The sequence below is a fragment of the Streptomyces pactum genome, from assembly GCF_002005225.1.
Lineage (GTDB): Bacteria > Actinomycetota > Actinomycetes > Streptomycetales > Streptomycetaceae > Streptomyces > Streptomyces pactum_A.
In genome coordinates this window covers 8,441,121-8,465,716 of the sequence record NZ_CP019724.1, presented here as the reverse complement: position 1 = coordinate 8,465,716, position 24,596 = coordinate 8,441,121, and the positions used below count along the sequence as shown (strand labels likewise).

General features: G+C 68.6%; 20 protein-coding genes, 2 tRNA genes and 2 pseudogenes. 9 read left to right on the top strand and 15 right to left on the bottom strand.

Translation table 11 applies throughout. From position 1 onward, the window contains the following. Positions 1-203: 203 nt before the first annotated feature. The 7 genes and pseudogenes from B1H29_RS36615 to B1H29_RS36585 form a co-directional block, all read right to left on the bottom strand. Positions 204-746, bottom strand: coding sequence for a hypothetical protein (locus B1H29_RS36615; protein WP_055422275.1), 543 nt, complete (start codon positions 744-746; stop codon positions 204-206). 287 nt (positions 747-1,033) lie between these two features. Further along, a complete protein-coding gene (locus tag B1H29_RS36610; protein ID WP_079159910.1) occupies positions 1,034-2,569 on the bottom strand; it encodes an ISL3 family transposase in 1,536 nt (511 codons plus the stop codon). 193 nt (positions 2,570-2,762) lie between these two features. Further along, positions 2,763-3,137 (bottom strand): PIN domain-containing protein, encoded by a 375-nt coding sequence (locus tag B1H29_RS36605; protein WP_055422273.1) that lies wholly within the window; start codon positions 3,135-3,137, stop codon positions 2,763-2,765. After that, positions 3,134-3,388: a hypothetical protein gene (locus tag B1H29_RS36600; protein ID WP_055422272.1), complete on the bottom strand. Its 255-nt coding sequence runs from the start codon at positions 3,386-3,388 to the stop codon at positions 3,134-3,136. The genes B1H29_RS36605 and B1H29_RS36600 overlap by 4 nt, the downstream gene beginning before the upstream one ends. 474 nt (positions 3,389-3,862) lie before the next feature. Further along, the gene (locus B1H29_RS36595; protein WP_055422271.1) at positions 3,863-4,300 is read right to left on the bottom strand and encodes an SUKH-4 family immunity protein; all 438 of its coding nucleotides are present in this window, start codon (positions 4,298-4,300) and stop codon (positions 3,863-3,865) included. 84 nt (positions 4,301-4,384) lie between these two features. Beyond that, positions 4,385-7,594, bottom strand: a complete 3,210-nt coding sequence (locus B1H29_RS36590) for an RHS repeat-associated core domain-containing protein (RefSeq protein ID WP_079159911.1) — start codon at positions 7,592-7,594, stop codon at positions 4,385-4,387. 247 nt (positions 7,595-7,841) lie between these two features. Next, positions 7,842-8,444: pseudogene (locus tag B1H29_RS36585) on the bottom strand (alcohol dehydrogenase catalytic domain-containing protein); the annotation flags it as partial. A 65-nt stretch (positions 8,445-8,509) separates the two neighbouring features. Here B1H29_RS36585 and B1H29_RS39745 point away from each other — a divergent pair. The 3 genes and pseudogenes from B1H29_RS39745 to serS all read left to right on the top strand — a co-directional run. Beyond that, positions 8,510-9,260: pseudogene (locus B1H29_RS39745) on the top strand (hypothetical protein); the annotation flags it as partial. Positions 9,261-9,270: 10 nt separating this feature from the next. Next, a complete protein-coding gene (locus B1H29_RS39740) occupies positions 9,271-10,437 on the top strand; it encodes a beta-ketoacyl-[acyl-carrier-protein] synthase family protein (RefSeq protein ID WP_055422350.1) in 1,167 nt (388 codons plus the stop codon). A 128-nt stretch (positions 10,438-10,565) separates the two neighbouring features. Continuing rightward, a complete protein-coding gene (gene serS, locus B1H29_RS36575) occupies positions 10,566-11,849 on the top strand; it encodes a serine--tRNA ligase (protein WP_055422269.1) in 1,284 nt (427 codons plus the stop codon). 115 nt (positions 11,850-11,964) lie between these two features. On the opposite strand, the gene B1H29_RS36570 is transcribed toward serS, so the two are convergent. From B1H29_RS36570 to B1H29_RS36560, 3 genes are all read right to left on the bottom strand, one after another. Next, positions 11,965-12,759: an AfsR/SARP family transcriptional regulator gene (locus B1H29_RS36570; RefSeq protein WP_055422268.1), complete on the bottom strand. Its 795-nt coding sequence runs from the start codon at positions 12,757-12,759 to the stop codon at positions 11,965-11,967. A gap of 313 nt (positions 12,760-13,072) precedes the next feature. Further along, positions 13,073-13,558 carry a hypothetical protein gene (locus tag B1H29_RS36565; RefSeq protein WP_055422267.1) on the bottom strand — a complete coding sequence of 162 codons (486 nt, stop codon included), beginning with the start codon at positions 13,556-13,558 and terminating at the stop codon, positions 13,073-13,075. Positions 13,559-13,592: 34 nt separating this feature from the next. Continuing rightward, positions 13,593-15,185, bottom strand: coding sequence for a DHA2 family efflux MFS transporter permease subunit (locus B1H29_RS36560; RefSeq protein WP_079159912.1), 1,593 nt, complete (start codon positions 15,183-15,185; stop codon positions 13,593-13,595). Between the two features lie 170 nt (positions 15,186-15,355). Here B1H29_RS36560 and B1H29_RS36555 point away from each other — a divergent pair, with 170 nt between their 5' ends. Further along, positions 15,356-15,988, top strand: coding sequence for a TetR/AcrR family transcriptional regulator (locus tag B1H29_RS36555; RefSeq protein WP_055422265.1), 633 nt, complete (start codon positions 15,356-15,358; stop codon positions 15,986-15,988). A 124-nt stretch (positions 15,989-16,112) separates the two neighbouring features. On the opposite strand, the gene B1H29_RS38325 is transcribed toward B1H29_RS36555, so the two are convergent. Then, positions 16,113-16,206: transfer RNA gene (locus tag B1H29_RS38325), tRNA-OTHER, on the bottom strand. A gap of 30 nt (positions 16,207-16,236) precedes the next feature. Continuing rightward, a tRNA-OTHER gene (locus B1H29_RS38320) sits at positions 16,237-16,330 on the bottom strand. A gap of 176 nt (positions 16,331-16,506) precedes the next feature. Between B1H29_RS38320 and B1H29_RS36550 the strand changes: the two genes are divergently transcribed. The 5 genes from B1H29_RS36550 to fabI all read left to right on the top strand — a co-directional run bounded on the left by B1H29_RS36550 (position 16,507) and on the right by fabI (position 21,500). Then, positions 16,507-17,502, top strand: a complete 996-nt coding sequence (locus B1H29_RS36550) for a DUF2156 domain-containing protein (protein ID WP_055422264.1) — start codon at positions 16,507-16,509, stop codon at positions 17,500-17,502. Positions 17,503-17,552: 50 nt separating this feature from the next. Further along, positions 17,553-17,714: a hypothetical protein gene (locus B1H29_RS38315; protein WP_159027748.1), complete on the top strand. Its 162-nt coding sequence runs from the start codon at positions 17,553-17,555 to the stop codon at positions 17,712-17,714. Between the two features lie 245 nt (positions 17,715-17,959). After that, complete coding sequence (locus tag B1H29_RS36545) at positions 17,960-19,075, top strand: acyl-CoA desaturase (RefSeq protein WP_079159913.1); 1,116 nt, start codon at positions 17,960-17,962, stop codon at positions 19,073-19,075. Positions 19,076-19,250: 175 nt separating this feature from the next. Beyond that, positions 19,251-20,702 (top strand): MFS transporter, encoded by a 1,452-nt coding sequence (locus tag B1H29_RS36540; RefSeq protein ID WP_055422263.1) that lies wholly within the window; start codon positions 19,251-19,253, stop codon positions 20,700-20,702. A 36-nt stretch (positions 20,703-20,738) separates the two neighbouring features. Continuing rightward, on the top strand, positions 20,739-21,500 hold the full coding sequence (gene fabI / locus B1H29_RS36535) for an enoyl-ACP reductase FabI (protein ID WP_055422262.1): 762 nt from the start codon (positions 20,739-20,741) through the stop codon (positions 21,498-21,500). A 516-nt stretch (positions 21,501-22,016) separates the two neighbouring features. Here the strand turns inward: fabI and B1H29_RS36530 are convergent. The 3 genes from B1H29_RS36530 to B1H29_RS36520 are packed head-to-tail and all read right to left on the bottom strand — an operon-like array spanning position 22,017 to position 24,592. Continuing rightward, entirely contained in the window at positions 22,017-22,226 is a 210-nt protein-coding gene (locus tag B1H29_RS36530; protein WP_279636571.1) for an MbtH family protein, read from the bottom strand. Positions 22,227-22,247: 21 nt separating this feature from the next. Then, positions 22,248-23,462 (bottom strand): cytochrome P450, encoded by a 1,215-nt coding sequence (locus tag B1H29_RS36525; RefSeq protein ID WP_055422260.1) that lies wholly within the window; start codon positions 23,460-23,462, stop codon positions 22,248-22,250. 14 nt (positions 23,463-23,476) lie between these two features. Next, a complete protein-coding gene (locus B1H29_RS36520) occupies positions 23,477-24,592 on the bottom strand; it encodes a CaiB/BaiF CoA transferase family protein (RefSeq protein ID WP_055422259.1) in 1,116 nt (371 codons plus the stop codon). Between the last annotated feature and the right edge of the window lie 4 nt (positions 24,593-24,596).

Sequence of the window (24,596 nt, the reverse complement as noted above, 5' to 3'; positions counted from 1 at the left end):
CATCGCCGCACGGCTCGCGCGCGAGTACGGCGGCGTGGCAGCGAACACGCGCCTGGCCGCGCGCCATGGCAGAGGTTCGCACCCAGTACGAGCGCGAGGAGGCCGCTGCGGGTAGGTGACGGGGCCTTCGGGCGAGGAAGAGCGGGTTGGTGCTCACCGCAGCGGTCGTCGTCGCGGGTGTGTTCCAGTGCCGTGGTTGTGTGTCAGCGGCTGGAGACGGCGCGGGCGGTGACGTCCGCCAGCTCTGTGGCCGAGGCGGGTGTCAGACGGTAGAAGCCCTGGAGGCTGACCGAGTTCTCGAGACGGCCGTCCACTACATACTTCAGGTTGCGGGTCTGGCCCCGGCGGTTGCGCCAGGTGAGCTGGGCCAGCAGGTCGCCAGGGATCGGCGTATCGAAGCGTACGGGTGTGGCGTCCACGTGCACCGCGTCGGCGCCGCAGCCCTCGGCGCCGAGCATCGACCAGTCGTCGTGCCCGGGATAGGCGGGGTCCTCCCATGTTGCGGGGGCCGTGCCGCAGCAGCCGTGACGCTCGCGGTCGATGATCCGCATCCGGCTCACCACGAACACCTCACGCCGGTTGACATGCAGCGCGTACACCTCGTCCCCCGCCTGGGCGCCCGTCCACGCGGGCAGGGAAGAATGAACGCCGCTGAACGCGACCGGCGGCCGCTCCCCCACACGGCCGGCCCTGCGCAGCGCACGGCATGTGTCGTGGGTCCACAAGACGGTGAAGGCATCAGACATACCGTGATCCTATGAACGAGCACTGACATGCTCCCCCTCTCTCGACGTCTGGCCCTGACTCGTGAGCACGGCCCCGCGGCCACCAGGGTTCTTCGAGCGCCCGTGTCCTGCGGGAGCGGAGCGCGGAGGGTCGCCGACGCGCAACCCAGCCAGGAGTCGGCCCTGCCCCCGGCCGCACACCGCACCGCCGCCCACCCGTCCCCTTCCCCTTTCTCTCTTTTCGGTCCGGGACCGGGACTGTCAAACGAGCGGGTCTGTTCCGTAGTCGGTGGTGACGGAGGGTGTGGTCAACCCAGGAGGATGCGGTGGCGGAGGAGAGGGAAGCTCGCGCGGCCGTACATCTGGCGCTTGATCAGCTTGGTTTTGTTGTTGACGCCTTCGGTGCCGCCGTTGTGGTGCGGCAGGGTGATGGCGGCGTCGACTGCGGCGCGGTCCTTCTCGAGGCCCCGGGTGAAGGCATGCAGGTGGGGCAGGTCCTCGGCCTGGGCCGAGGTGATCCAGGTGCTCAGCAGGGCGGCATTGCCGTCGGCGGGATCCAGCAGCACGGCGAAGCGGTGGATGAGGTCGGCCAGAGCGGTCATTTCGTGGCAGGCAGTGCGGGCGGCCTCGATACGTTCCCGCTGGTGGTCCTTGAGGCGGTCGGGACGGGTGAGCAGGTAGCGGGCCAGGCGACGGGGCGAGAGGGCGGGCCGGTCGGCCTCGACACGGCCCTGGTTGACGCAGCGAACCAGCAGGTTCGAGCTGCCGGTGTAGCCCAGGTCCCTGATCTCCTGGAGGAGATGGGTGACGGGGACGGCCGGGTTCTCCAGTCGGCGCTTGCGCAGGTGATCGCGGTAGGGATCCACAAGGGTGGGCCGGTATTTGGGGGCGCGGATGAGGCGCTCGGGCTCGGTGACGCGGTCATAGCGCTTGACGGTGTTCATGGCGAGGTTCAGGCGCCGTGCGCACTCCAGAAGTCCGACTCCGCGCTCGCGCAGGGCGTGGACCTGTTGCCAGCGCTCGCGGGTGGTGGCGGCCTGTCTCCCCTCAGCCGGGGGCGGGCCCTCTTTCGCCCAGCAGGTGCTGTGCGTGGCGACTTCTTTGCGGACGGCCTCGGTGAGGTTGTGCCACAGGTGCCAGCGGTCGCTGATCTGGACCGCGTCGGGCAGGGCTCGGCGGACCGCCTCGGCGTAGGTGGCCGATCCGTCCCGGCACACGGCCTCGATGCCCGGATGTCCGCACAGCCAGGCTTCCAGAGTGGCGGCTTCGCGGCCGGGCAGTACCTCGATTCGCTCACCGGTCTCGGCGTTGATGATGATCGTGGCGTAGCTCTGCCGGCGCCGCAGGGCGAAGTCGTCGACCCCGATCACCCGCGGGATCCGCACCTCCGGCACGGGCACCCGCCGCAGCAGCCGCAGGGCAGAGGCGTACGACACGGGCACGGCCAGCGATCGGGCGAGTCGGGCGGACGCCCGGCCGCATAACTCCTTGACCAGCTCAGAGAGCTGGCCGGTCAGACGTGTGGTGCGGCGCTGATGGCGCTCCAGAAGCCCGGGGACCTGCTCTCGGAAGGTCTGCCGCCTGCAGCCCAGGACCGGACAGACCAGCCGTCGTATCCTCACCCGGACCACGACCTGTCGGCCGTCGACCGGCACATCCCGCACCGTCCGGCCGTGATACCCGTGGACCCTCCCCGTCTCGACACCGCCCATCGGACAGGGAACGGGAACATCCCGGGTCCGGGCCGCAACCCGGACTATCTCGCCACCGTTCGCCACATCCTCGATGACCAACGCCGACAACCCTGAAAACACCGTTGCTACAAGCGTGTTCACATCATGCACGCTCAATGATCACAGGCGGGCACTCACCGTTACCACCGACTACGGAACAGACCCGAACGATTTACAGTCCCGAACAGGACACCCGCAGCCGCTGGTGTGGCCTGGTCGTCGCCCGGCAGGCGCATTTGCGCGCCGGGCGTTAACCAAGAAGGGGGGCCGTTTCCCGCGGGAAACGGCCCTGAGACGGCGTGGGTCAGGTGGGGTTCAGCGGAGTGATGCCGGTACCCGCGTACAACTCGGGTTCCAGCGACAGGACCGTGAGCGGCTCGCCCGCCTTGACCGCGTGCCAGGCGATCGCAGCAGCGTGGGCCACCGGCCAGTCCACGTTTGTCCAGTCCATCGCGTCCACTGCGTGCGCTGCGGTGAACGGAACGTTCTCCGCGAACCGCAGGGATGCCGCGTGCTTGCCAGCGCCCGCAACCTGCCGTTCGGCAGCGAGCACGGAGAGGGAGGGGATGATGACACGGCCGGTGCCGCGCGATGCCTCGATGTAGAGGCCCGTGAAGAAGGAGTCCGCGCGGTACAGGGCTGCCAGAGCCGTGTGGTCCAGGACGGCCGTCAGGTTCATGCGGCGGCGCCGCCCTGATGGGCGCGGATCTTCGCCCAGGCGTCCTGGCCGACCTGCTGGACCTGCTCGGTGTACTCAATGCCGAGCTCTCGGGCCGCCTCGACCGCACGCTGCTCCCGCTCGGCTTCCGTGAGCTCACGCGTCGCGAGCTCCTCCAGCAGCTCCGTGATGGTGGTGCCGCGCTCCTCGGCGAGGACACGCAGCCGATCGCGCACTTCCTCGCTGGTCTTGATACTCGTCGGCTTGCTCATACCAGCGATTCTACCGCCGGTAGAGCTCTCGAGAGAAGGGTCATCCGACAATGGACTGGCATGCAATTTGGTCCCCCGTCCATGGGCGAACGACGCATCACGGCAGCGCGAAGCTGGCCAGGTTCTTATGTCGATCGACACGGAAGCTCAGCGCTCCAACCCGTCTGGCTGGGTATCCCCACTGCTCCCGCTCCGAGTCCGCGAGCGACACCCATCAGCAGTGTCCACCGCCTCCTGATCGTTCACGCGACGCAACTAACGCAATCCGACCGAGCGCCCGAAGGAAGCATCCTGGTGCTGTGACTCCCTGTTCTACCCCTTCTCGCCACCAATCAAGAAGACGACTACTGGTATTTCATTTCGTTAGCCTCTGCAAGAAGTCTAGCGGAACAGATGTATCGCCCTATACGACTGAATGGCAGCAGGCCACAGTTAAGATCACTAAGCAAGCGCGTCACAGCAACTGCGGCTCCCCTAGTCATGAAAATCCCCCGTTGTCACATCCCACCTGAATTCATACCAGAAAGATCCCTCGCGATACGCGCTCGGGTCGATCTCGCGAATGACATCTTCTACTCTTTGTGCGGCTTCTTCCCATTCGTCGGCATCGCTGTCTTCAGCATAGAACGGGAACATTTCACTCAACCGGAGGACGCACTGAGTAAAATGCGGGAATGAAGTGTTGACGATATTGACGTCTCCGGGGTTCAGTCCGTACAGAACCTCCTGCGAGTCTTGGTCGAGGTACACGGAGACACTCAGGCCAAACACGCCGAAACGAATCAGCGCCTTCCCGGAATCCGACTCAACCGCTTCGAGTGAATCAAGCGACCGATAGGAGAAAAATTCATGCGGAACGATCAACTCTGCCCCACCGTGCACGATACCAAGGTTGACGAGATCAATATTCATGGAATGTTCTCCGAATTTTCAGCAAAAAGGTACTGGTGGAGCTCGAGTCTGACCCAGCCCCACCAGTACAGCACACTCGGCTCGCTACCCCTTGAAGAGCTTTGAGATTGCAGCGTTGAGGTCCTTGTTCGTCTTCGCCCTGCCGGCGTCGCCGATCCCGTTCCACGGGAATGACCAACTCACGTTTTTCACCCCAGCGTTCTTCAACTGGGACTCGCAATTGTGTCCAGTGGCGCAGGGTTCACGTTCCGAGTATGCTGCCACGATTTTCCTCTTCCCGGCCCGCTGTAGCAGGTACTCCTCAGAGTGGAAGGACGAGTCGGAGTGGGCCACCAGCGTGGTTCCATCATCTAGCAGAGCGGAAGCGTAGTTTCCATTCCTCTTCTTGTCAATCAAGCGCTGCAATTGCACTGCTTTGCCGAGATGCCCTTCGCCATAGGGCACCTGGCCTACCAAATCAATGGCTTCCTCGATTATCTCGGCAGCCTTCTTGGCGTCTTGTCCCTCATCAAGAAGCTTCCCGAGCTTCTTCAGTTTCCCTGCCGGCAAGAAACCGGCGACGAGCATGCTACATGCGAGCTTGTCAAACTGGGAGCAGGCTTCGGCATCCTCTGTATCAGGCATGAGAACGGTTTTCCAGGCCTGATAATTTTCATTGAGTCCGCACTTGACGTCCCAGAATCCACACTCGCTGTGGAAGAACTGCTTCAATCCGCACTTGACGTCCCAGAAACCACATCCAGGATCTTGTGGCGCAGGGTACTCAACGCTGCCGCCGCTGCCGGTTGACGCTGTCCCGCCTGTTGATGGCGAACCGCTATCGCTGTTGCCGCTGTCGACAACTGGCCCGCTGTCGCTGATTCCGCCGTTTCCACCAGGTCCGCATTCGTTCCATCCACCGTCACAATCGGCAAGCCTGGTACCGGTGGGATCGGAAAAAGTCGTGGGGTTGTTTGCGGCGTAACTGTATCCGTTGAGGGTCTGAGGTTTTTCGGATTCGAGTAGTGGGTCGACGCTGATGAATTGACCAAGAGTGGGGTCGTATTCGCGCGCCCCGATGTGGGTGAGGCCGGTGGTTGTGTCTCGTGTCTTGCCAAGGAAGCCCCTGTCGTCGGGCCAGGGGCCGTACTGGGGTTTGCCCCGGTCTTCGCCGAAGGGGGTGGTGTAGCGCTTGGTGTATTTCTGGTCGAGGCGGTCGATGGCCAGGCTGGAGGTGCCGTGGTGGTCGCTGACGAGGAAGGTGACCTTGTTGGTGCCGGTCTGGTTGGAGCGCAGGGCGGCGGTGATGCCGTCTGCTGCGTAGTAGCGCTGGGCCCAGGTGGTGCCGTCGGCGCGGAGGTGTAGTTCGGTACTGCCGGCGTAGAGGACGCGTTCGCCGTTTTCGGTGGCGCGGATGAGGAGGGTTCCGTCGGCGCCGTATAGGTAGTCGGTGGACTGGTTGTCTTCGGTGAGGCGGGTGAGTTTGCCTTCCTCGGACCAGGCCAGGTTCTGCGTGGTGTTGTCGGCTACGCCGGGGCGCTTGGTGGTGTTGCCGGTGGTGTCGTAGGTGTAGGTATGTTCGGGGCTGGTGCAGTCGGTTTTGGTGGTGGTGCCGGTCAGGGTGTGGGGCTGGTCGGTGTTGGTGTAGCAGTAGGTGGTTTTGGTCGTGGCGGCGCTGGTGTGCTGGGTTTCGGTGGTGCGCTGGCCTGCGGTGTTGTAGGTGTAGCTGGTCCAGTAGGGGGCTGGGCCGGATAGCGAGGTGGCGCTGCGGGGGTCGGTGCACTTCTGGGAGGTGGGGGTCCAGGCTTCGGTGAGCCGCTGGTGGGCGTCGTAGGTGAAGCACTGGGTTTCGGCGCTGCTGGTGCCGCCGAGGGTGGTGGGGTCGCTGATGGAGGTGACGTTGCCAGCCTGGTCGTAACTGTAGTTCAGGTCCTGCAGGTGGTAGGGGTGGGTGAGGTCCTGGGTGAAGGTGCGGGTGAGGCGGCCGGTGCCTTCTTCGAAGCGGTTGGCGACGTAGACCTGGTCTTCGCCGGTGCCCATGGTGAGCATCTGCGGTTCGGTCAGGGCCGAGTAGTCGATCTCGGGCAGGTACGTGCCGATGGCGGTGAGGTTGCCCAGGTCGTCGTGCTCATAGCCGACGATTTCGGAGGGCAGGCCGCCCAGTGCTGGGTCCTTGGTCTGCTGCACCGCCCCGGGGGTGTTGTAGTGCGTCTCGAACGCCATCGTGGCCGGCTGGCCGGCCTTGACGAACGGGTCGCTGGCAGGCAGTTGCAGTTCGGTGTGGGTGGCCCGGCCCATGCTGTCGTAGGCGGTGACAGCCTGGGTGTAGGCAACGCCGCTCTTGCCGCCGAGGTAGCGGGTGGAGGAGGTCGGCTGGCCCTTGAGGAGGGTGTCGTAGGTGTAGCCGGTGAGCTGGTTCGCGTCTGTCTTCGATCCGGCCCAGGTGCCGGTGGGGCGGCCAAGCTCGTCGTAGGCGCTCAGGATGGACTTGCCGCGAGAGTCGGTGGTCTTGGTGATCTGGTCGAGGGCGTTGTACTGGGTGGTTGCCTTGCCCTTGTCGGGGTCGTCGGCGCTGGTCTGGCGGCCGAACAGGTCGTAGCCGTAGGACCAGGTGGCCCCGTCCGGGCCGGTGATCGTCTTCTGTTGGCCGTCGAGAGCGTAGGTGAATTTGGTCGACGTGTAGCTGGCGCCGGGGCCGGTGCCGAAGGCGGCATCGGCGGGGTTTTCGCCGGCGTAGGAGCGGGTTTCGGTGGTGCGGCCGCGGATGTCGGTGATGGTGCGCTGTGCGGAGCCGCCGTCGAGGGCGGTGGTGGCGGTGGAGTCGCCGGTGTAGCTGGTGGTGGTGGCCCACTTCTTGACGCCGCCGACGAGCAGGGTGCTGGTGGTGGGCCGGCCGGCGCCGTCGAAGACGGTCTCCGTCTGGGTGGGGGCGGCGCCGTATTCGGCTCGGGTGTAGGTGCCGTTGGGGGTGGTGGTGTTGTCGAAGATGTCGGCGAACGTTGCGTAGGCCAGGCCGCGGGTGTCGTAGTGGGTGTCGGTCAGCAGCCGGCCTCCCTGCGGGGTCGGTGCCTGGGTCTGCAGGGGCCGCAAGAGGGAGTCAAAGAGGGCGTAGTTGGTGATGTAGGTGTCTTTGTTGGTCAGGGTGGCGGTCGATACCGAGGACGGCTTGGTGTTGTCGAGGTGGTAGGTGAACTTGACGTTCGGGATCTGGCTGCCGCTGGAGCGGTTGGGCAGCCACACGTCGGTGACCCGGCCGAGCGCGTCGTAGTGCTGTTCGGTCTTCTTGGAGTTGATGTCGTAACTGCGCAGTGCCAAGCCGCGACGGGGGTCGAGATAGCTGGCCGAGGTGTAGCCCTTGGGGTCGGTCGAGAGCGTTCTCGTAAGGGGACCGGCGTCGGCGGGTGTGTAGGCGGTGGAGGTGGTGCGTCCTGCGGTGTCGGTGACGGCCAGCGGGCGGCCCAGGGTGTCGTAGGTGGTGGTGGCGGTGGTCTGCCAGCCGGACGGCAGCCGTTGCCCGTCGCTGCCGGCGGTAGCCGTGTAGCCGGTAGCCCGGCCGGTCCAAGAGGGCGGCTCCCGCGATCGCCGCGTTGCCGACGCCGCCGCAGCCGATGACGGCGACCGAGTCGCCGCGGCCCACGTTGCCCGTGTTGACGGCGGCGCCGTAACCGGCCATCACCCCGCAGCCGATCAGGCCGGCCGCCTCGGGGCGCGCGGCCGGGTCGACCCTCACCGCCTGGCCCGCCGCGACCAGCGTCTTCTCGGCGAAGGCACCGATACCGAGGGCGCTGGTCAGCGGCGTGCCGTCCAGCAGGGTCATCGGCTGGGCGGCGTTGCGGGAGTCGAAGCAGTACCAGGGGCGACCGCGTCGGCAGGAACGGCAGCCGCCGCAGGGCGCCCGCCAGGCCAGGACCACGTAGTCGCCCTGCTGAAGATCGGTGACCCCCTCGCCGACCGCCTCGACCGTGCCGGCCGCCTCATGGCCGAGCAGGAAGGGGAAGTCGTCCGTGATCGCGCCCTCCCGGTAGTGCAGGTCCGTGTGGCAGACCCCGCAGGCCTGTACCGCGACGAGAACCTCGCCGGGTCCCGGGTCCGGCACGACGACCGTCTGCACCTCGACCGGTGCGCCCTTCTTCACAGCGACTACGGCACGGACCTCGTGTGGCACGGCAAGCTCCTCTGCTGTTGCGCATGGCACGATGGGTTGCGCTATGGGGAACATAGTGGGAATGCGCCCAGCGGGCCGCCGACGACGCCCGACGCACCGCCCGCACACTGCGCGCCGAGCGCTCCGAGATCGCCGGCGCCCCCGACGACGTACCGCAGGACGCGCCGGACGACGGCACGAGCGCGCCGAAGACGTCCCTGCCCGCCCTCCGCGAGGCCTACCGTGCGGCCTCCCAGCTCTACGAGAAGGTCGGCGTCGGCGCCGACCTGCGGGCCGAACAGGCCCGCGCGGAGAGCGACGAGAGCGCGGCCCGCGCCGAACTGGACCGGCTCAGCAACAAGGTGCGCACCAGGGCCGGGCAACTGCTGGAGTCGCCCGACGGCTCCGACGGACCGTCCCGGCAGGCCGCCGCCGCCCGCGCCGAGGAACTGGTGCAGCTCCTGGAGACCCGCATGTCGAGCGCGAGCGAACAGCTCGGCCGGCTGCGCGGCGAGGCCGAACGGCTCGCGCCCGAGGACGGCGACGCCCACACCGAACTCCCCGAGGAGCTCCTCCCGCGCGACGCCGAACACGCCCAGACCCTGCTGCGCACGGCGACCGCCGAACTCGCCGCCCGCAACGAGGCACTGAGGCAGGCCCGCGAGGCCCACGCCGAACTGCTCGACGCGCACCGGGCCGCCGAGGACGCGGCCGGCGGGTTCGACGAGGTCGCCGCCATGCTCCGCGACCTGCTGCGCGAGCAAGCGCCCGACGAGGAGCGGGAGGAGTCCGAGCCCTATCCGGGCGGTCTGGAGGAGGCCCGGTCGGCCTCGTCACCCCGGCCGGCATCGGGGTGGAGTCGAGCTGGGCGACGGTTCGCTCAGGGCGCTCCACGGCCGCCTTCGACCCTGTGCTGGAGTCGAACCCGGTGAGGATCTCGTGCCGCGTTCCCGGGTTCGACGCCGATGCCCTGCTGGGGGCCAGGCGTGCCCTGCGCCTGGACCCGTTCGTACAGTTCGCCCTGGTCGCCGCTCGTGAGGCGCTGGCCGATGCCGGGCTGGACCGGGAGACCTGGGACGGCGCGCGCGTCGGCGTGGTCCTGGGCAACGGCGACGGAGGGCCCACCACGGTCGAGGCCCAGCACCGGGTGCTGCTGTCGGCGGGTGCGGGCAAGGTGTCCCCGCTGCTGCTGCCGATGCAGCTACCCAACATGCTGGCGGGCCAGACGGCCATCGAGTTCGGAGCGGCCGGCCCCAACCTGGTGGTGTCCACGGCGTGCGCCTCGGGCACGACCGCCGTGGGCGTCGCCCGGGACCTGCTGCTTCTCGACCGCTGCGACGTGGTCCTGACCGGGGGCAGCGAAGCCCTGATCACGCCGCTGGCGATGGCGGGCTTCGCGCAGATGGGCGCCCTGTCCCGGCGTGAGGACGACCCCGCCGCCGCCTCGCGGCCCTTCGACGCGGACCGGGACGGGTTCGTCGCCGGGGAGGGTGCCGGCATCCTCGTCCTCGAGCGGCCGGCGGACGCCCGCGCCCGCGGTGCCCGGGTCCGGGCCCGGGTCGCGGGTTACGGGGCGTCCGCCGACGCCCACCACATGACGTCTCCCCATCCGACGGGCGCCGGTATCGAGTCGGCCGTACGCGACGCCCTGCGCGACGCGGACGCCGGACCGGGCGACGTGAGACACGTCAACGCGCACGGCACGTCGACGCCCCTGAACGACCTGGCCGAGGCCACCATGCTGAAGCGGGTACTGACCGGCGACCCACTGGTCACCTCCACCAAGGGCGTGACCGGGCACCTGCTGGGCGCCGCGGGAGCCGTGGAAGCGGTCTTCACGGTGCTCTCGGTGGAACAGTCGATCGTGCCGCCCACCGCCAACCTCACCCACCCGGATCCCCGCATCGACATCAAGGTCGCCTCGACGCAGACGTCGCTCCCCGTCGACCTGGCGCTGAGCAACTCCTGCGGCTTCGGCGGGCAGAACGCGGTTCTCGCCGTGGCCGCGGCCTGAGCGTCACTGCCGTTCCGGGGCAGCCGATCCGACACCGGGTCGGCTGCCCCTGTTCGTACCCCCGCCGTGCGCCCGGGCCGGCACGTCCGCGCACCGTCCGGGCCGCACCGGAACGCAAGGAGACTGCCGTGCACGACGTACGCGAACTCATCGAGTCGGGACCCGAGGCCGTACGGCGACTGGCGCGACGCGACCACCCCCTCGATCTCGACGCCCTGGAGGCGGCCTCCCGCAGGCGGACCGCCGCCGAGGACCAGGTGAGCCGGCTGCGGGCACGGCTGAAGGCCGCGGCGCGCCGTGACACCCGCGACGCGGTCCCGGACGAGGAGGAGCGTGCGGCGGCACGCGCCTTGCGGGACCGTGTGCAGGAGGCCGAGACGCAGGCGCGCGCCGCGACCGCCGAGCTGACGCGGCGCCTGCGGACCATCCCCAACCTTCCGCTGGACCAGGTGCCGGACGGCCGGTCCGAGAAGGAGGCCGTGGAGATACGCCGGGGCGGGCCCCCGGTCGAGGCCGGCGAGGCAGGGGCGGCGCACCACGCCGATATCGGTGAGCGCCTGGGACTCTTCGACAGCGCCCGCGCCACCCGTCTGTCGGGGGCCCGGTTCCAGGTCGGCCGCGGGCCGGGAGCACGTCTGGAACGGGCGCTCGGCGACTTCCTGCTCGATCTGCACACCGCGCGGCACGGCTACACCGAGTACACGGTTCCCTTCCTCGTCAACCGGGAGACCATGATGGGCACCGGTCAGCTCCCGAAGTTCGAGGAGGACCTCTTCGCCACCCGGGTCGGCGACCGCGAGCTCTTCCTGATCCCCACCGCCGAGGTGCCCCTGACGAACCTGGTCGCCGGACGGACGCTCACCGACGCGGAACTGCCGCTCGCCTTCACCGCCCGCACCCCGTGCTTCCGCTCCGAGGCCGGTTCCTACGGGCGGGACACCCGGGGGCTGCTGCGGCTGCACCAGTTCGAGAAGGTGGAGCTGGTGCGGGTGTGCGCGCCGGCGGACGCCCCGTCGCAGTTCGAGCTGATGACAGGGCACGTCGAGGAGTGTCTGCGGCGGCTGGAACTGTCGTACCGCGTGGTCCTGCTTCCTGCCGGCGACATGGGCTTCTCCGCGCGGATGACCTACGACGTCGAGGTGTGGCTGCCGGGCAGCGGCGCCTTCCGGGAGATCTCCTCGGTCTCGGACTGCGGTACCTTCCAGGCCCGGCGGGCGGGAATCCGCCACCGCGACGCCACCGGTCGCAAGGGTTTCGCCGCGACGCTCAACGGGTCGGCGCTGCCGATCGGCCGCACGGTGGCGGCTCTCCTCGAACAGGGCTGCCGGCCCGACGGCAGCGTGGTCCTGCCGGAGGTCCTCGTCCCCTACACCGGATTCCGGAGGCTCCTGCCCGGGGGCCGTACCGCCTGAGCCACGAAAACCGGGCCCGTCCGCCGGTCCCCCGGCGGACGGGCCCGCTCACCTGTCCGAAGCCGCGGACGTCGCGGACGGTCCGCGTCCGAACGGTGTCACGGTGCGGGTTGCGTCACGCGGACCGGCAGAGCGTGGGGGCACTGGTCAGGGTGAGGGACGGATCGTGGGAGAGGATCGCGTGTTCCACGCTTCGCAGTGACGGGGAGGGGAGCACCCCGATCTCCTCGGAGAGGCGCTTCCACATGTGGCGATACGTGTCCAGCGCATCGGTCTGCCGGCCGGAGCGGTACAGGGCGATCATGAGCTGTTCGCAGAACCGCTCGCGCAGCGGGTTGCTGATGTGGGCGTCGCGGAGTTCGGCGAGGATGCTCGCGTGGCGGCCGGCGCTGAGCTCGGCGTCGAACAGCAACTCACTGGCGCGCAGGCGGTGTTCGTCGTACAGGGCGCTGGCCAGGCGGCACACCGACCCGCCGGGCAGGGGCCCGAAGACCGGGCCTCGCCACATGGACAGGGCGGAGCGCAGGAGACCGACGGCCTCGGCCGGGCGCGTGGCGACGATACCCTCGGCCCGGTGGACCTTCCCGAGGAACTGGGCGGCGTCGATCTCGGACTCGTCCACGGCCAGCCGGTAGCCGGACGGGTGGACGGTCAGGCGTGACGTATGCCGGTCGGGCTCCAGGGATTTCAGTCGTCGCCGCATTCGGCTGATGTGTGCCTGGAGAGCGTTCACCTGGTTGTCTGGCGTCGATTCCCCCCACATCTCTTCGACGAGCGTTTCCCCTGACACTGCCTGCCCCTCGCTGACCAGCAGTACCTGTAATAAAGTGCGTTGCAGATCGCCCGGTATGTCGACCTGCCCTGTTCTGGTGTGGACCTCTAGCGCCCCGAGAATCGAAAAGCTCAGCACATCGTCCTCCGTTGCCGTCTATTCGGTACACGTCAAGACGAACGCGATTCCGCCGTGCGGCTGACCGGTGCGGGAGTGCCGGACTGGCTGACGTCACCTGTCACGATGAATGGCCGGCGCACTCCCCTCCCCCGATCAGCCAGATGGCTCAATTTCGACGGTTAACGCGCGTTGCCATCTCAACGAACAGCCCAGTGCTTTAGTTCGATTCTGACACACGAGAAATGCATGATGAACGTTTTTTTATCAACGTTTACCATAGATCTCGGACACAGGGACGGCCGGGAAGCGGCTAACTGGTCCACCGGTGTGCCTACGGACCGGTCTGTGTGCCTTTTCGGGATCGCAGCGTGGCCGCATGTCCCGGAATGTGTTCCTTGGCGCGTACTCGAATCAGATCCCCCCACTTGAGGTCCTGGTCGAAGACCACGGCGCCCTCACGGTTGACGAGGCGGGCCCGGACGGTCGCGTCCGCCGCCTCGTCGGGGGTGAGGGCCAGCAGGTCGACGAGTTCCATCGCGTTCCGGCGGACCAGCTCCGCCCGCTCCGCGTGGGTGGTCGAGCGGAGGATCCGGCCGATCTCGGACTTCGACATGGCCTGGGTGTTGTCCAGGCGGGCCTCCCGGCCGGCGATGACGGCGCGTCCCGCGTCGGCCAGGGCCCGGTCGCTCAGGGCGATGTGCGCCAGGATCCAGTCGATCTGGGTACGGTCGGACTCGGCGAGAGGTGGGGCGTCGGTGATGAGCTCGGCCTCGGCCAGCAGTTCCTGGTAGGCGTGCAGGAGTTCCTTGGTGTCCACGGCGGCTCCGTAATGCTTGTGCGTGATGGTCGGGTCACACAGAGGCGGCACGGGAGGCGTCGGCGGGTCCCGGGGTCGGATCTGCGGCGGCGGCCCTGGCCTCGGCCATCTTCTTGCGGCTGGGCAGGATCACCAGCGCCAGCAGGCCCCCGATGATGGTGCCGACGGCGGCCGCCGTGAAGCCGATCTGGAGTCCGTCGGTGAAGATCGGAGCCACGGCGTCGCGCACCGGCTGCCGCGCCTGCTCCGGCAGCCCGGCGATGGCGCTCAGGTCGCCCGAGGACAGCAGACCGGTCGCCTCGCCGCGCGCCGCCGGATCCAACCGCACGTTCTTCATCGCGCCGGGGACCGCGTCGTGCAGGTGCTGGATCAGCAGGGTGCCCGTCAGGGCCACGCCGAACACGCTGCCGACCTGCCGGAACGTGTTGGAGACACCCGATGCGGTCCCGGCCTGCTCCGGGCGGACTGAGGCGAGCAGCGCGACGGTCGCCGGCGCTCCGACGAGGGAGACACCGGCGCCGAGCAGCGCCATCGCCCACCAGTAGGAGCCGAATCCGCTGCCCGGCTCCAACTGGGCCAGTGCGAAGAGGCCGACAGCGCTCGCCAGCGAGCCGATCAGGATCGGAACCTTCGGGCCGAACTTGGCGGCGGCCACACTCGCGACGTACGAGAACACCATGATCGACACGTTCAGGGCGAGGAACCGGACGCCGGCCTCGGTGGTCGACAGGCCGTTGACCTCCTGCAGATAGAAGGTCAGCAGGAAGATGCTGCCGTACAGGCCGAACAGGCCGAGGAAGTTGACGGCGCCGGCCACGACGAGGACGGGGCTGCGGAAGAGGTTCATCGGCAGCATCGGGTCCTCGCTGCGCAGCTCCCACGCGATGAAGGCGGCCAGGGCGACGGCGGCGACGACGAAGGAACCGAGGATGACCGGGTCGCTCCACCCCCGGGCGCTGGCTTCGATCAGCCCGTACACGAGGGTGGCCATGGCCACGACGAAGAGGACCTGCCCGGTGATGTCGGCGCGGCGGCGGTTCGGTGCCTTGCTTTCGGCGAGCTTGCCGGCCAGGACGGCCAGCGCGGCCAGGCCGAAGGGCAGATTGACCCAGAAGATCGACTGCCAGCCGAAGGCGTCCACGAGGACGCCGCCGAGCACCGGACCCGCGGCGAGGGCGAGTCCGCCGATGCCGGCCCAGATACCGATGGCACGGGCCCTCGCGGCGGGCTGCGGGTAGGTGGTGGAGACGAGGGCCAGTGAGACCGGGATCATGATGGATCCCGCGGCACCCTGCAGCACACGGGCGACCAGCAGGAACTCGTAGTTCGGCGCGAGCGCGCAGAGGGCCGACGCGGCGAGGAATCCCACCAGACCGCCGAGGAAGATGCGCTTGCGTCCGAAGATGTCGCCGAGCGTCCCCGCCGTGAGCAGGAGACAGGCGACGACGAGCGCGTAGGCGTTGATGACCCACTGGAGCTGGGTCAGGTCTGCCGACAGGTCCTGCTGGATCTCCGGCAGGGCCACGTTCACGATGGTGGAGTCGAGGTACACCATGAAGATGCCGACGCAGATGAAGGTCAGCAACAGACCTTTTCCGCGGGTGGCGTCCGGGGTCGCAGTTGTCATGCCTGCCTCACGTTCACACGAGTTCGAGGCCTTCTGCCTGCATGCGACAGGGGGCCATGGGAAGACCAAGCGTGAGAAACGCTAACTGACCGACGGTCGGTCCGACAAGGGACCGGCGGTCGGTCATGTAGCCTCGAACGCATACTCCCCGAGCAAGGAGGGCTGCAGTGATGGCTCAGACCGCGACCCCGAGGAAGCGCAAGCGCGTCGTCAAGACCCCCGAGGCGCGCAGGGCCGACATCCTGAGGGCCAGCCGTGAGGTGTTCGGCACGGAGGGCTTCGCCGACGCCACCATCGCGGACATCGCCACGGCCGCGGGCATGGGCAAGGGCAGCTTCTACATGTACTTCGAGACCAAGGACCACGTCCTGGCCGCCCTCTGGGAGCAGTACGTCAACGCGTTCTACGACACCACCCAGGAGATCCTGGGCAAGGGGCAGGCGTGGTGGCCCACCATGGACGAGCTGCTGTGCAGGCTCCTGGAGCACGCCATCGACAACGCCGAGCTGCACCGGCTGGTCTACGGATCGGCGAACGCGAAGGCGCTGGAGATGTGCAAGGAGTCCAACGCCCGCGTGGTGGACTCGATCTGTGACTTCGTCCGGCGCGGCGCGGTCGCCGGCGCCTTTCGCAGCGCCAACCCCGAATGGGCGTTCCGCATGGTCTACCACGCTGCCGACGGCCTGCTGGACGACCTGATCGCCGACGGGACGCCGATCGACGCCGAGGCGGTCCGCCGCAGCGTGCTGGAGATGGCCCACCGGACGCTCGGGGACCCGGACCTGACACCGGCCGGCCGGTGACGTGCCCCCCCGGCCCGCCGCGGGTCGGCACGTACGCGGCCCGCTCGGAAACCTGTCGGCAGGTCTTCCCGGGCGGGCCGCTTCTCCGAGGAGCGGGGGCTTTGGAGATCATGCGAGAAAACGGCGGAGAGGGCAGGATTCGAACCTGCGTGGGCCCGTAGGACCCGACCGTCGAGCCGAAGCTCAGGCCCCCGATAAACCACTCCGGGCACCTCTCCCAAACCCGCTCCGATAAACCGGCGGGACTGCGGAGAGGGCAGGATTCGAACCTGCGTGGGCCCATAGGACCCGACCGTCGAGCCGAAGCTCAGGCCCCCGATAAACCACTCCGGGCACCTCTCCAGGAGCTGACCGGCGTTTGCCGGGCCGTTCCTGTGAACAACACTGACAGACGTCGCTGATACGAGTCTGACATGTGGCTGACGTACCTCCGACGCCTCCGGGGAACACTCTTCCGGCGCCGAGCCGTTCGATGCTCTAATTCCCTCGGTTCAGTCCCACCGAGAGGGAGCGTGAGCGTGTCCGCGACGGAAATCGAGAGTCCGGCCTTCCTGGCCGTGCAGAAGTACAATCCCGCCGACAACTCCAGTTCATTTCTCGCGGTGAACGAGGGAAACGAAACGTTCGGCGTCCCCGGGCTGAACGGGGTGATCTCGTTCCGGAGGACGGGACGGTACGCCGTGCAGTTCGGCGGCCCCTTCGCCGACAGGGCATCGTACGACGCACTCCTCGAGCGCTTTGTCACCCACGTCCGTGACAGGGACCTCACCCTCGTCGCCGTGCAGCTCCAGCGCGAGGACACCGACGCCTACGTGCGTCAGGGCTTCACGGTCAATCAGATCGGGGCCTCCTGGGCGGTGCGCGTCCCGGACCTCACGCTGCGGGGCACCCGGTTCATGCAGCTACGCAATAAGGTGTCCCGAGCGCACCGCAACGGTCTGAAGATCCAGGAGGTCCAGGCGGCGGAGTGGCAGGACGGTCTGGCGGTCGTCGACCGCGCGTGGCTCGGTTCGAAGGGCGAGGGCGCCCGCCCCCTGGAGTTCCTGGTGGGCCAGATCGGCGGCCCGATGCAGGCGCACCGCCGGCTCTTCGTCGGCACCATAGACGACGCCCCGGTCGCGTACATCTCCTACTCCCCGGTCTACGGATCCCGCGCCGGCTGGATGCACGACCTGAGCCGGCGCATTCCGGACGGCTCGCCCGGGCTGATGGAGGCCATCAACGCCCACGCGCTGGAGGTGTTCCGTGGCGAGGGGGTGGAGTGGCTGCACTTCGGCTTCACGCCCTTCACGGGTCTGGACGCGAGCCACGAGGTCCCGGGCCACAGCCCCGCGTTCCAGTGGCTGATGCACTTCCTGTGGGACCAGGGCGCCGCTCTCTACCCCGCGCAGACGCAGCTTGCCTACAAGAAGAAGTGGGCCGCCGATGTCCTCATCCCCGAGTACGTCGCGTTCGAGAACCAGGCCTCGCTCGCCGGCTTCGCCCACATCTTCCGGGCAAGCAACGCCTTCTGAGGCTCCGTAGCAAGGAACCACTTCTCCGTTCCAGCCATGAAGGGAAGACCGTGTCCTACGCGTCTCTCAGTACCGACGAGCTCCGGCAGTCGATGGTCGAGCACCTCATGCGGATCATGGGGTGCCCCGACGACACGGCGCTGGCGCGCGACGCCGACGCCGTCCTGCTCACCCTGGACCGGCGTCTGGCCGAAGAGGCGTCAGCGGCCTGACCCGCGCCGCGCCGCGCCGCCCCGGTCAGTCCAGTGTCAGAACCGCATCAGCCCGGTAGGCGAGGCTGGGCAGCACGTCGGCTCGGAACCAGACGCGACGCACCGTAGTGCCGCGGCTCACGCGCGGGCGAGGCCACGATGCCACCCCGTGGCTCCCGCCTCTCCCCCGCACGCCCTCCTGATCCCGGCACGGCTGCCTTGCCACCGCCTCGCTACTGGACAGATCAACCCAAGGAGTGCACCGTATGTCATCACCGCACATCCCCTCCCAGAACAGCGTGGCCGAGTCCCTCGACGCACGCCGCGCGTCTCCGGCTCCGCAGCCCGTGGGCGCCTCCGCAACGTTCGCCGAGCTTTTGAAGCGGGTGAAGGCCGAGGGCCTGCTGGATTTCGACCCGCGCTACTACATAGGCCGCCTGGCGCTCAACACGCTTCTCTTGGCGGCCGGTTTCACGGCGTTCTTCCTGCTCGGCGACTCCTGGTGGCAGCTCGTCGTGGCCGTGTGGATGGGCCTGTGCGGGACACAGTGCGCTTACATGTTCCATGACGCCGGCCACAAGGCGATGTTCCGCGACAAGCGGCTCGCCACCGCCGTCGGCTACATTCACGCCAACCTGATCAACGGGTCGAGCTACGGCTGGTGGGTCAACCACCACAACCGGCACCACAGCAACCCCAACCACCTGGACATGGACCCGGACATCGGCCGTCGTACAGCGATCTTCGATCTCAAGCAGTACCCCAGCCGGCACGGGATCAAGCGGTTCATCGTCCGGTACCAGAGCGTCCTGTTCTTTGTCCTGCTGGTCCTCGAAGCCCTCAAGATGAGCAAGACCGCGATCAAGGTGATCGCCCGGGGCCAGACCAAGCGCCCGGTGCTCGAAGGCGCGCTGATCCTGCTGCGCGCGGCCATCTACCTGACGCTGACCTTCACCGTGCTCTCCCCGCTGCTCGCCGTGGCCTTCATCGTCGTGCAGCAGTTCGCCCAGGGCCTCTACTTCGGCATGATCTTCGCCCCGAACCACAAGGGCATGGAGGTCCGCGACGGTGACGAGGAGACCTTGGACTGGCTGGAGCGCCAGGTGCTCACCTCGCGCAACATCCGCCCTTCGCGTCTCGTCGACTTCTTGTACGGCGGCCTCAACTACCAGGTCGAGCATCACCTGTTCCCCTCCATGGCGCAGAAGAACCTGCCCCGTGCCCGGGAACTGACCCGCGAGTACTGCGCGGAGCGCGGCGTTCCTTACCACGAGGTCGGCTTCTGGGCCTCGTACCGGGAGGTGGCCGGTTTTCTCCACGAGGTGAGCGCACCCGTGCGACGGAACGAGGTCGAGCAGGCGCTCGCGCGGCGTGCCGCCTGAGGCACGCCACCGAGCACGCCGGCCCCGGACGGGCCCCCGACGGCGGACCGGCCGGCGAGCCCCAGACCGGTCGGCGATCACGGCCCGGACCGGGCGGGTCGCGGACCTGCCGACGTCGGGACACGGCACAAGAGGCGAGAAGAAGCGACAGGCGAGACGAGGAGCCGTACCACTGATGCCCAGGACCGCCGTACCCCGGGAGAGCGGCGCGGACGGAGCCGCCGCCGCGGCGTCGATCGGCGACCGGCTGGACAGGATGCCGATCACTTCCACCCACCGGCAGCTCACCGCGGTGGTGGGCATCGGCCTGCTCTTCGACACCTTCGAGAACAACCTCGCCGGCACCATCTCCAAAGTCCTCCAGGACGACTTCGCCTTCGACGGTACGACGCTGAAACTGGTCCTGGCCTCCGCCTTCGTCGGCCAGTTCATCGGCTCGCTGGCCCTGGGCAAGGTCGCGGACAGGTTCGGCCGACGCCGCGCCTTCCTCGTCAACCTGGCGCTCTACTCCGGCTTCTCGCTGCTCGCGGCCTTCTCTCCCAACGCGGTGTGGCTGATCGTGATGCGGTTTTTGGCGGGCATCGGCATCGGAGCCGAACAGGCCCTCTCCGACTGCTACCTCGCGGACATGCTCCCGGCGTCGAAGCGGGGACGGTACACGGCGTGGGCCTACACACTCGCCTTCTGCGGGGTTCCCGCCGTCGGCTTCGCCGCGATGTGGCTCGTGCCGCTGAGCCCGCTGGGCATCGACGGCTGGCGCTGGCTGTTCGTCATCGGCTCGCTCGGCTCCGTCGTCGTCTGGTTCCTGCGCCGCCGGCTGATCGAGTCACCGCGGTGGCTCGCCGCCAACGGGCGCGTGCAGGAGGCGGAGCACCTGGTCGCGAGCATGGAGTCCAAGATGCCCCTCGGCCGGCGCCCTCTCGCCGGCCCGGCACCGCGCCCGCACGGTCCCGCCTTAGCCCGCTCCGAGCGCGGGCCGCGGCTGCGGACCGTCTTCAGCAGGCACTACCGCCGACGTACGACGATGCTGTGGACCTTCAGCGTCCTCTCCGTCTTCGGCTACTACGGCTTCGGCGCGCTGGCACCACAGATCCTGGCGGCCAAGGGCTACGACGTGGTGTCCGGGCTCGGCTTCATCGCGCTGTCCTTCCTGGGCTACCCCATCGGCTCCGCGCTCTCGCTCCCCATCATCGACCGGTACGAGCGCAAGACGCTGGTGGGTGTCGTCGCCGCGGCCATGGTGGCGACGGGCACCGGATTCGCCTACGCGGACTCCGCGGCGCTCGTCGTCGCGTTCGGATTCTGCTACACCCTCTGCAGCAACATCTTCTCCAACGTGTCCCACGTGTACCTGGCCGAGCAGTACCCCACGGCCTTCCGGGCGACGGCCTCGGGCGCGGCGTACTCCTTGTCGAAGCTCAGCGCTGCCGCGCTCCCCTTCATCCTGCTCCCGGTCCTGGACGCCCACGGCCCCGGCATGCTCTTCCTGGTCATCGGCGCGGCCATGGCACTGCTCGCGGCGACGGTACTGCTGCTCGGGGACCGGACCACCGGCACCCCCGTGGACGGGGACCGTACGGGCACTGCGGACGCCGCGGACCGTGCGGACACCGCCCGTCTTCCGTGACGAAGCCGCCCGGCCGGGCGGCGGATTGGTAGGGCCATGAGCGGCATACTCGACGGCAAGCGCATCCTCGTCACCGGCATGCTGACAGAGCGGTCCATCGCCTTCCACGCGGCCAAGGTCGCCCAGGAGGAGGGCGCGGAGGTCGTTCTCACCGGGTTCGGACGGATCTCACTGGTGGAACGCACCGCCCAGCAGCTACCCAAGCCCGCCCCGGTCATCGAACTGGACGTGACGTCACCGGAGCAACTGGACGGTCTCGCCGCCAGGATCGGCGACCACGTCACCACCCTCGACGGCATCGTGCACTCGGTCGCCTTCGGCCCCAGAGACGTCTTCGACTTCCTCGCCGCGGACTGGGACGACGTGGCGACCGCCGTGCAGGTGTCGGCGTTCTCCTACAAGGCCCTCGTCATGGCCTGTCTGCCGCTCATGCCCCGGGGAGGCTCGGTGGTCGGCCTGACCTTCGACGCCAGTCTGACCTGGCCCCACTACGACTGGATGGGCGTCGCCAAGGCCGCGCTGGAATCCACCAACCGCTACCTCGCCCGCGACCTGGGTGACCGGGACATCCGCTGCAACCTCGTCGCCGCCGGCCCGATCCTGTCCATGGCGGCCAAGTCCATCCCGGGCTTCGGCGACCTCGCCGAGGCGTGGGAGAAGCGCTCCGCCCTGTCCTGGAACCTGAAGGACGCGGAACCGGCCGGCCGCGGCGTTGTCGGCCTGCTGTCCGACTTCTTCCCGAAGACCACCGGCGAGATCGTCCATGTCGACGGGGGCGTGCACATGGTCGGCGCCTGACATCCTCAGCCGGGCGGCAGACGACGCCGCGCTGATCACCTTCCACTCCGACAGGGACCAGGCCGCACCCGCCTACAAAGACGGCTTCGGCTTCCACCCCTGCTGTGATTCCCCGCCGATACCGGCGAGTGCCTGTCCGGACGCCTTCGTCCCGGGAGCGCCGGAGCCGATACCGCCCCGGATAGCCGACGTGAGTCTCATCCGTTGCCGGTCGCGACACCTGAGGTCCCGTAGAGCTCACGGTGCCGCCGAGGCGCCCCGCAGGTTCAGGGACTCCGCAGGAGGCTTCCGCTTGGGGGTACCTCTCTGTCTTGCGGCCCGATGCTCTTACTCGGAGTACGTCTGCGCGGAGGGGCCTGGCGTACCCAGAGCATCGGGGACGCCAGGCCATGTCAGCTCCGGACGGAATGGAGGCGACGTGGTGGAGGTCGGCCCGCGTCACGGTGGCGCGATGGATCTTGGCGTGCACTCAGGGTCCGTTGCACGGGCCACCCCGGTTTCGAAGTCCGCGGCGAGTCACTGTTCCATGGCGCGGATCAGGCTCTTGGGGCGCATGTCAGTCCAGTTCTCCTCGATGTAGTCGAGGCAGGACTGCCGGTCCGCCTCACCATGCACGACGTTCCACCCCTGCGGGACGTCGGCGAATGTCGGCCACAGGGAGTGCTGTCCCTCGTCATTGACCAGAACGTAGAAGGTGCCGTCCGGGTCGTCGAACGGATTCGTCATCATGGGCTCCTTGATCTCTTCTCAGTTGTCTTCTTGCTCGGTCGCCATTCGCACCGACAGGGCCGTCGAGCGCGGGTCGGTGGTCTGCAGGCAAACGTCCCGGTGCAGCGTCAGCCGCGGCGCGACCCGGAACAGGGCCGCCAGTGCGACTTCGGCCATGGTCCGGGCGAGGGCGGCGCCCAGGCAGTAGTGGATCCCGTGGCCGAAGGCCAGGTGCGCCTTGTCCGGCCGGGCCGGGTCGATGGCGTCGGGGTCCGTGAACCGGCGACGGTCGCGGTTGCCGCTCGCCAGAACCACCTGCACCAGGTCTCCGCGCTCGATGGTCGCCCCGGCCAACTCGACCGGTTCCCGGGCGAAGCGCAGGGTGCCGATCTCGGCGGGCCCGTGACGGCGCAGGGTCTCCTCCACCAGGTCCGGGATCCCCGCCGCACCGGGTCGCAGCGCTCCGGTGAGCACGAGGACGGCCATGGTCCTGACCAGAAGCGCGGTGGTGCGGTGTCCGGCGAGCAGGATGCCGAGCGCGGTCGAGACGAGTTCGTCCTCGGTGAGCCGGTCACCGGCGTCCCGGGCCCGTACCAATGCCGTCAGCAGGTCATCGGCCGCGTACTGCGGGTCGCGGCGCTCGGCGATCGCCTTGCGCATGTATGCGATGAGGTTCCGGGCGTCGGTGGTGACCCTGTCCGGATCACCGCTGGTGAGTCCCTCTGCGGAGGTACGCCACTGTTGCTGGTCCTCGGGCGGCAGTCCGAGCAGTTCACCGATGACCAGGACGGGCAACTGGTGGGCGAAGTGCTCCATCAGGTCCACGGTGCCGGCGGCGTCCGCGTGGGCGGGCAGGTCCGCGAGCAGGGCGTCCACGATGTGCTCGACGCGCGGCCGCAGCCGCTGCACCCGACGGGCGGTGAACGCGTGGGACACCAGTCGGCGCAGTCTGGTGTGGTCGGGCGGGTCGTACGCGGCGAGTGTCGAGGTCAACGCGGTGCGCAAGTCGTCCGGCAGCCCCGCGCCGGGCAGCGGAATCCGGTCCTGCCCGGTCAGATCGCTGCTGAAGCGGACGTCGTTGAGCACCGTGACGATCTCGTCGTGGCCGGTGATCAGCCAGACCTCGACATCGCCGGCGTACCTGCCGCGGGTCACGGGCGTTCGTGCCGCAAGCTCGCCGTACCGGGTGTCCCGGTCGGCGGAGGCGAGGATCTCTCCGAGTCGTGGCTCGGCGTCCGTGGGGGACGTGGGCATCTCGGCCTTTCCTGTCATGAGCGCGGTCCCGTGGGCGCGAGGACCTCGGCGGTGTGCTCGCCGAGTGCGGGTGCGGGTGCACGGTGGGAGTCCAGTCCCGCGTCGAACAGCACCGGAAAGCGGACCTGGTGCCACCGCTGTTCGTCGGGGCCGCCCGGCACGGTCGCGACGAGGTTCCTGGCCCGGACATGGGGGTCGTCGACGATGTCCTGCGGCGTCTCGTAGACGGGCGCCCAGGGCACGTCCAGCTCGCCTAGCACCTTGGCCCACCAGGTGAGGTCCCGGGCGGCGAAGACCTCGGCGAGCAGGGCGGACACCGCGTCCTTGTGCCGGGTGCGGTCGGCGCGGCGGTCATAGGCATCGGTGGTCAGCGCCGGGAACTCGTCCGCCAGTCGGTCGCGGAAGGCGCGCCAGAACTTGTCCTCGAACGTGGCGAAGGACAGTCGGCTGCCGTCGCGCGTGGTGAACACGTCGTTGTCGCCGGTCAGTACGGGGCTGTCGGCCGGGTCGTCGAGGTTGAGCGCCGGCAGCGCGAGCGGTCCGGCCCAGGCCGCGGCCGCCTCGTGCAGGGAGACGTCGACGTGCTGGCCGACTCCGGTGACGGACGCGTGCTGCGCGGCGACCACGACGCAGAGCGCGGCGTACATCGAGCCTGCCAGGTCGCCGACGCGCACGCCGGGCCGGTCGACGCGGCCTCCCGGCCGGTTGGGCACCGCGAAGAATCCGGACAGCGCGAGGAAGTTCACGTCGTGACCGGGACGCCCGGCGTAGGGGCCGGACTGGCCGAAGCCCGACAGCGAGCAGAGCACCGTTCGCGGGTTGGCACGGCGCAGCTCGGTGAAGCCCAGGCCGAGGCGGTCCAGCACACCGGGCCGGTAGCTCTCGACCACCACGTCGTACTCGGGCAGCAGGTCCAGCAGGGCGCTTCGTCCCTCGGGCCGGACGATGTCCAGCACCGCCGACCGCTTGTTGCGGTTCAGCGCCGCGAACGTCTCGGGCGCGGCCCCGCGCAGCGGATCCCCGCCGGAGGGCTCGATCTTGACCACGTCCGCGCCCAGATCGGCCAGGACCTGGGTGGCGAAGCCACCCGGCAGCAGCCGGGTCAGGTCCAGGACGCGCAGCCATCCCAACGGC

Coding starts and splice junctions, on each gene's coding strand:
- B1H29_RS36615 (WP_055422275.1), bottom strand. CDS start 746: ATGTCTGATGCCTTCACCGTCTTGTGGACCCACGACACATGCCGTGCG.
- B1H29_RS36605 (WP_055422273.1), bottom strand. CDS start 3,137: ATGAACCTGACGGCCGTCCTGGACCACACGGCTCTGGCAGCCCTGTAC.
- B1H29_RS36600 (WP_055422272.1), bottom strand. CDS start 3,388: ATGAGCAAGCCGACGAGTATCAAGACCAGCGAGGAAGTGCGCGATCGG.
- B1H29_RS36595 (WP_055422271.1), bottom strand. CDS start 4,300: ATGAATATTGATCTCGTCAACCTTGGTATCGTGCACGGTGGGGCAGAG.
- B1H29_RS36560 (WP_079159912.1), bottom strand. CDS start 15,185: ATGACAACTGCGACCCCGGACGCCACCCGCGGAAAAGGTCTGTTGCTG.
- B1H29_RS36555 (WP_055422265.1), top strand. CDS start 15,356: ATGGCTCAGACCGCGACCCCGAGGAAGCGCAAGCGCGTCGTCAAGACC.
- B1H29_RS36545 (WP_079159913.1), top strand. CDS start 17,960: ATGTCATCACCGCACATCCCCTCCCAGAACAGCGTGGCCGAGTCCCTC.
- B1H29_RS36540 (WP_055422263.1), top strand. CDS start 19,251: ATGCCCAGGACCGCCGTACCCCGGGAGAGCGGCGCGGACGGAGCCGCC.
- fabI (WP_055422262.1), top strand. CDS start 20,739: ATGAGCGGCATACTCGACGGCAAGCGCATCCTCGTCACCGGCATGCTG.
- B1H29_RS36530 (WP_279636571.1), bottom strand. CDS start 22,226: ATGACGAATCCGTTCGACGACCCGGACGGCACCTTCTACGTTCTGGTC.
- B1H29_RS36525 (WP_055422260.1), bottom strand. CDS start 23,462: ATGCCCACGTCCCCCACGGACGCCGAGCCACGACTCGGAGAGATCCTC.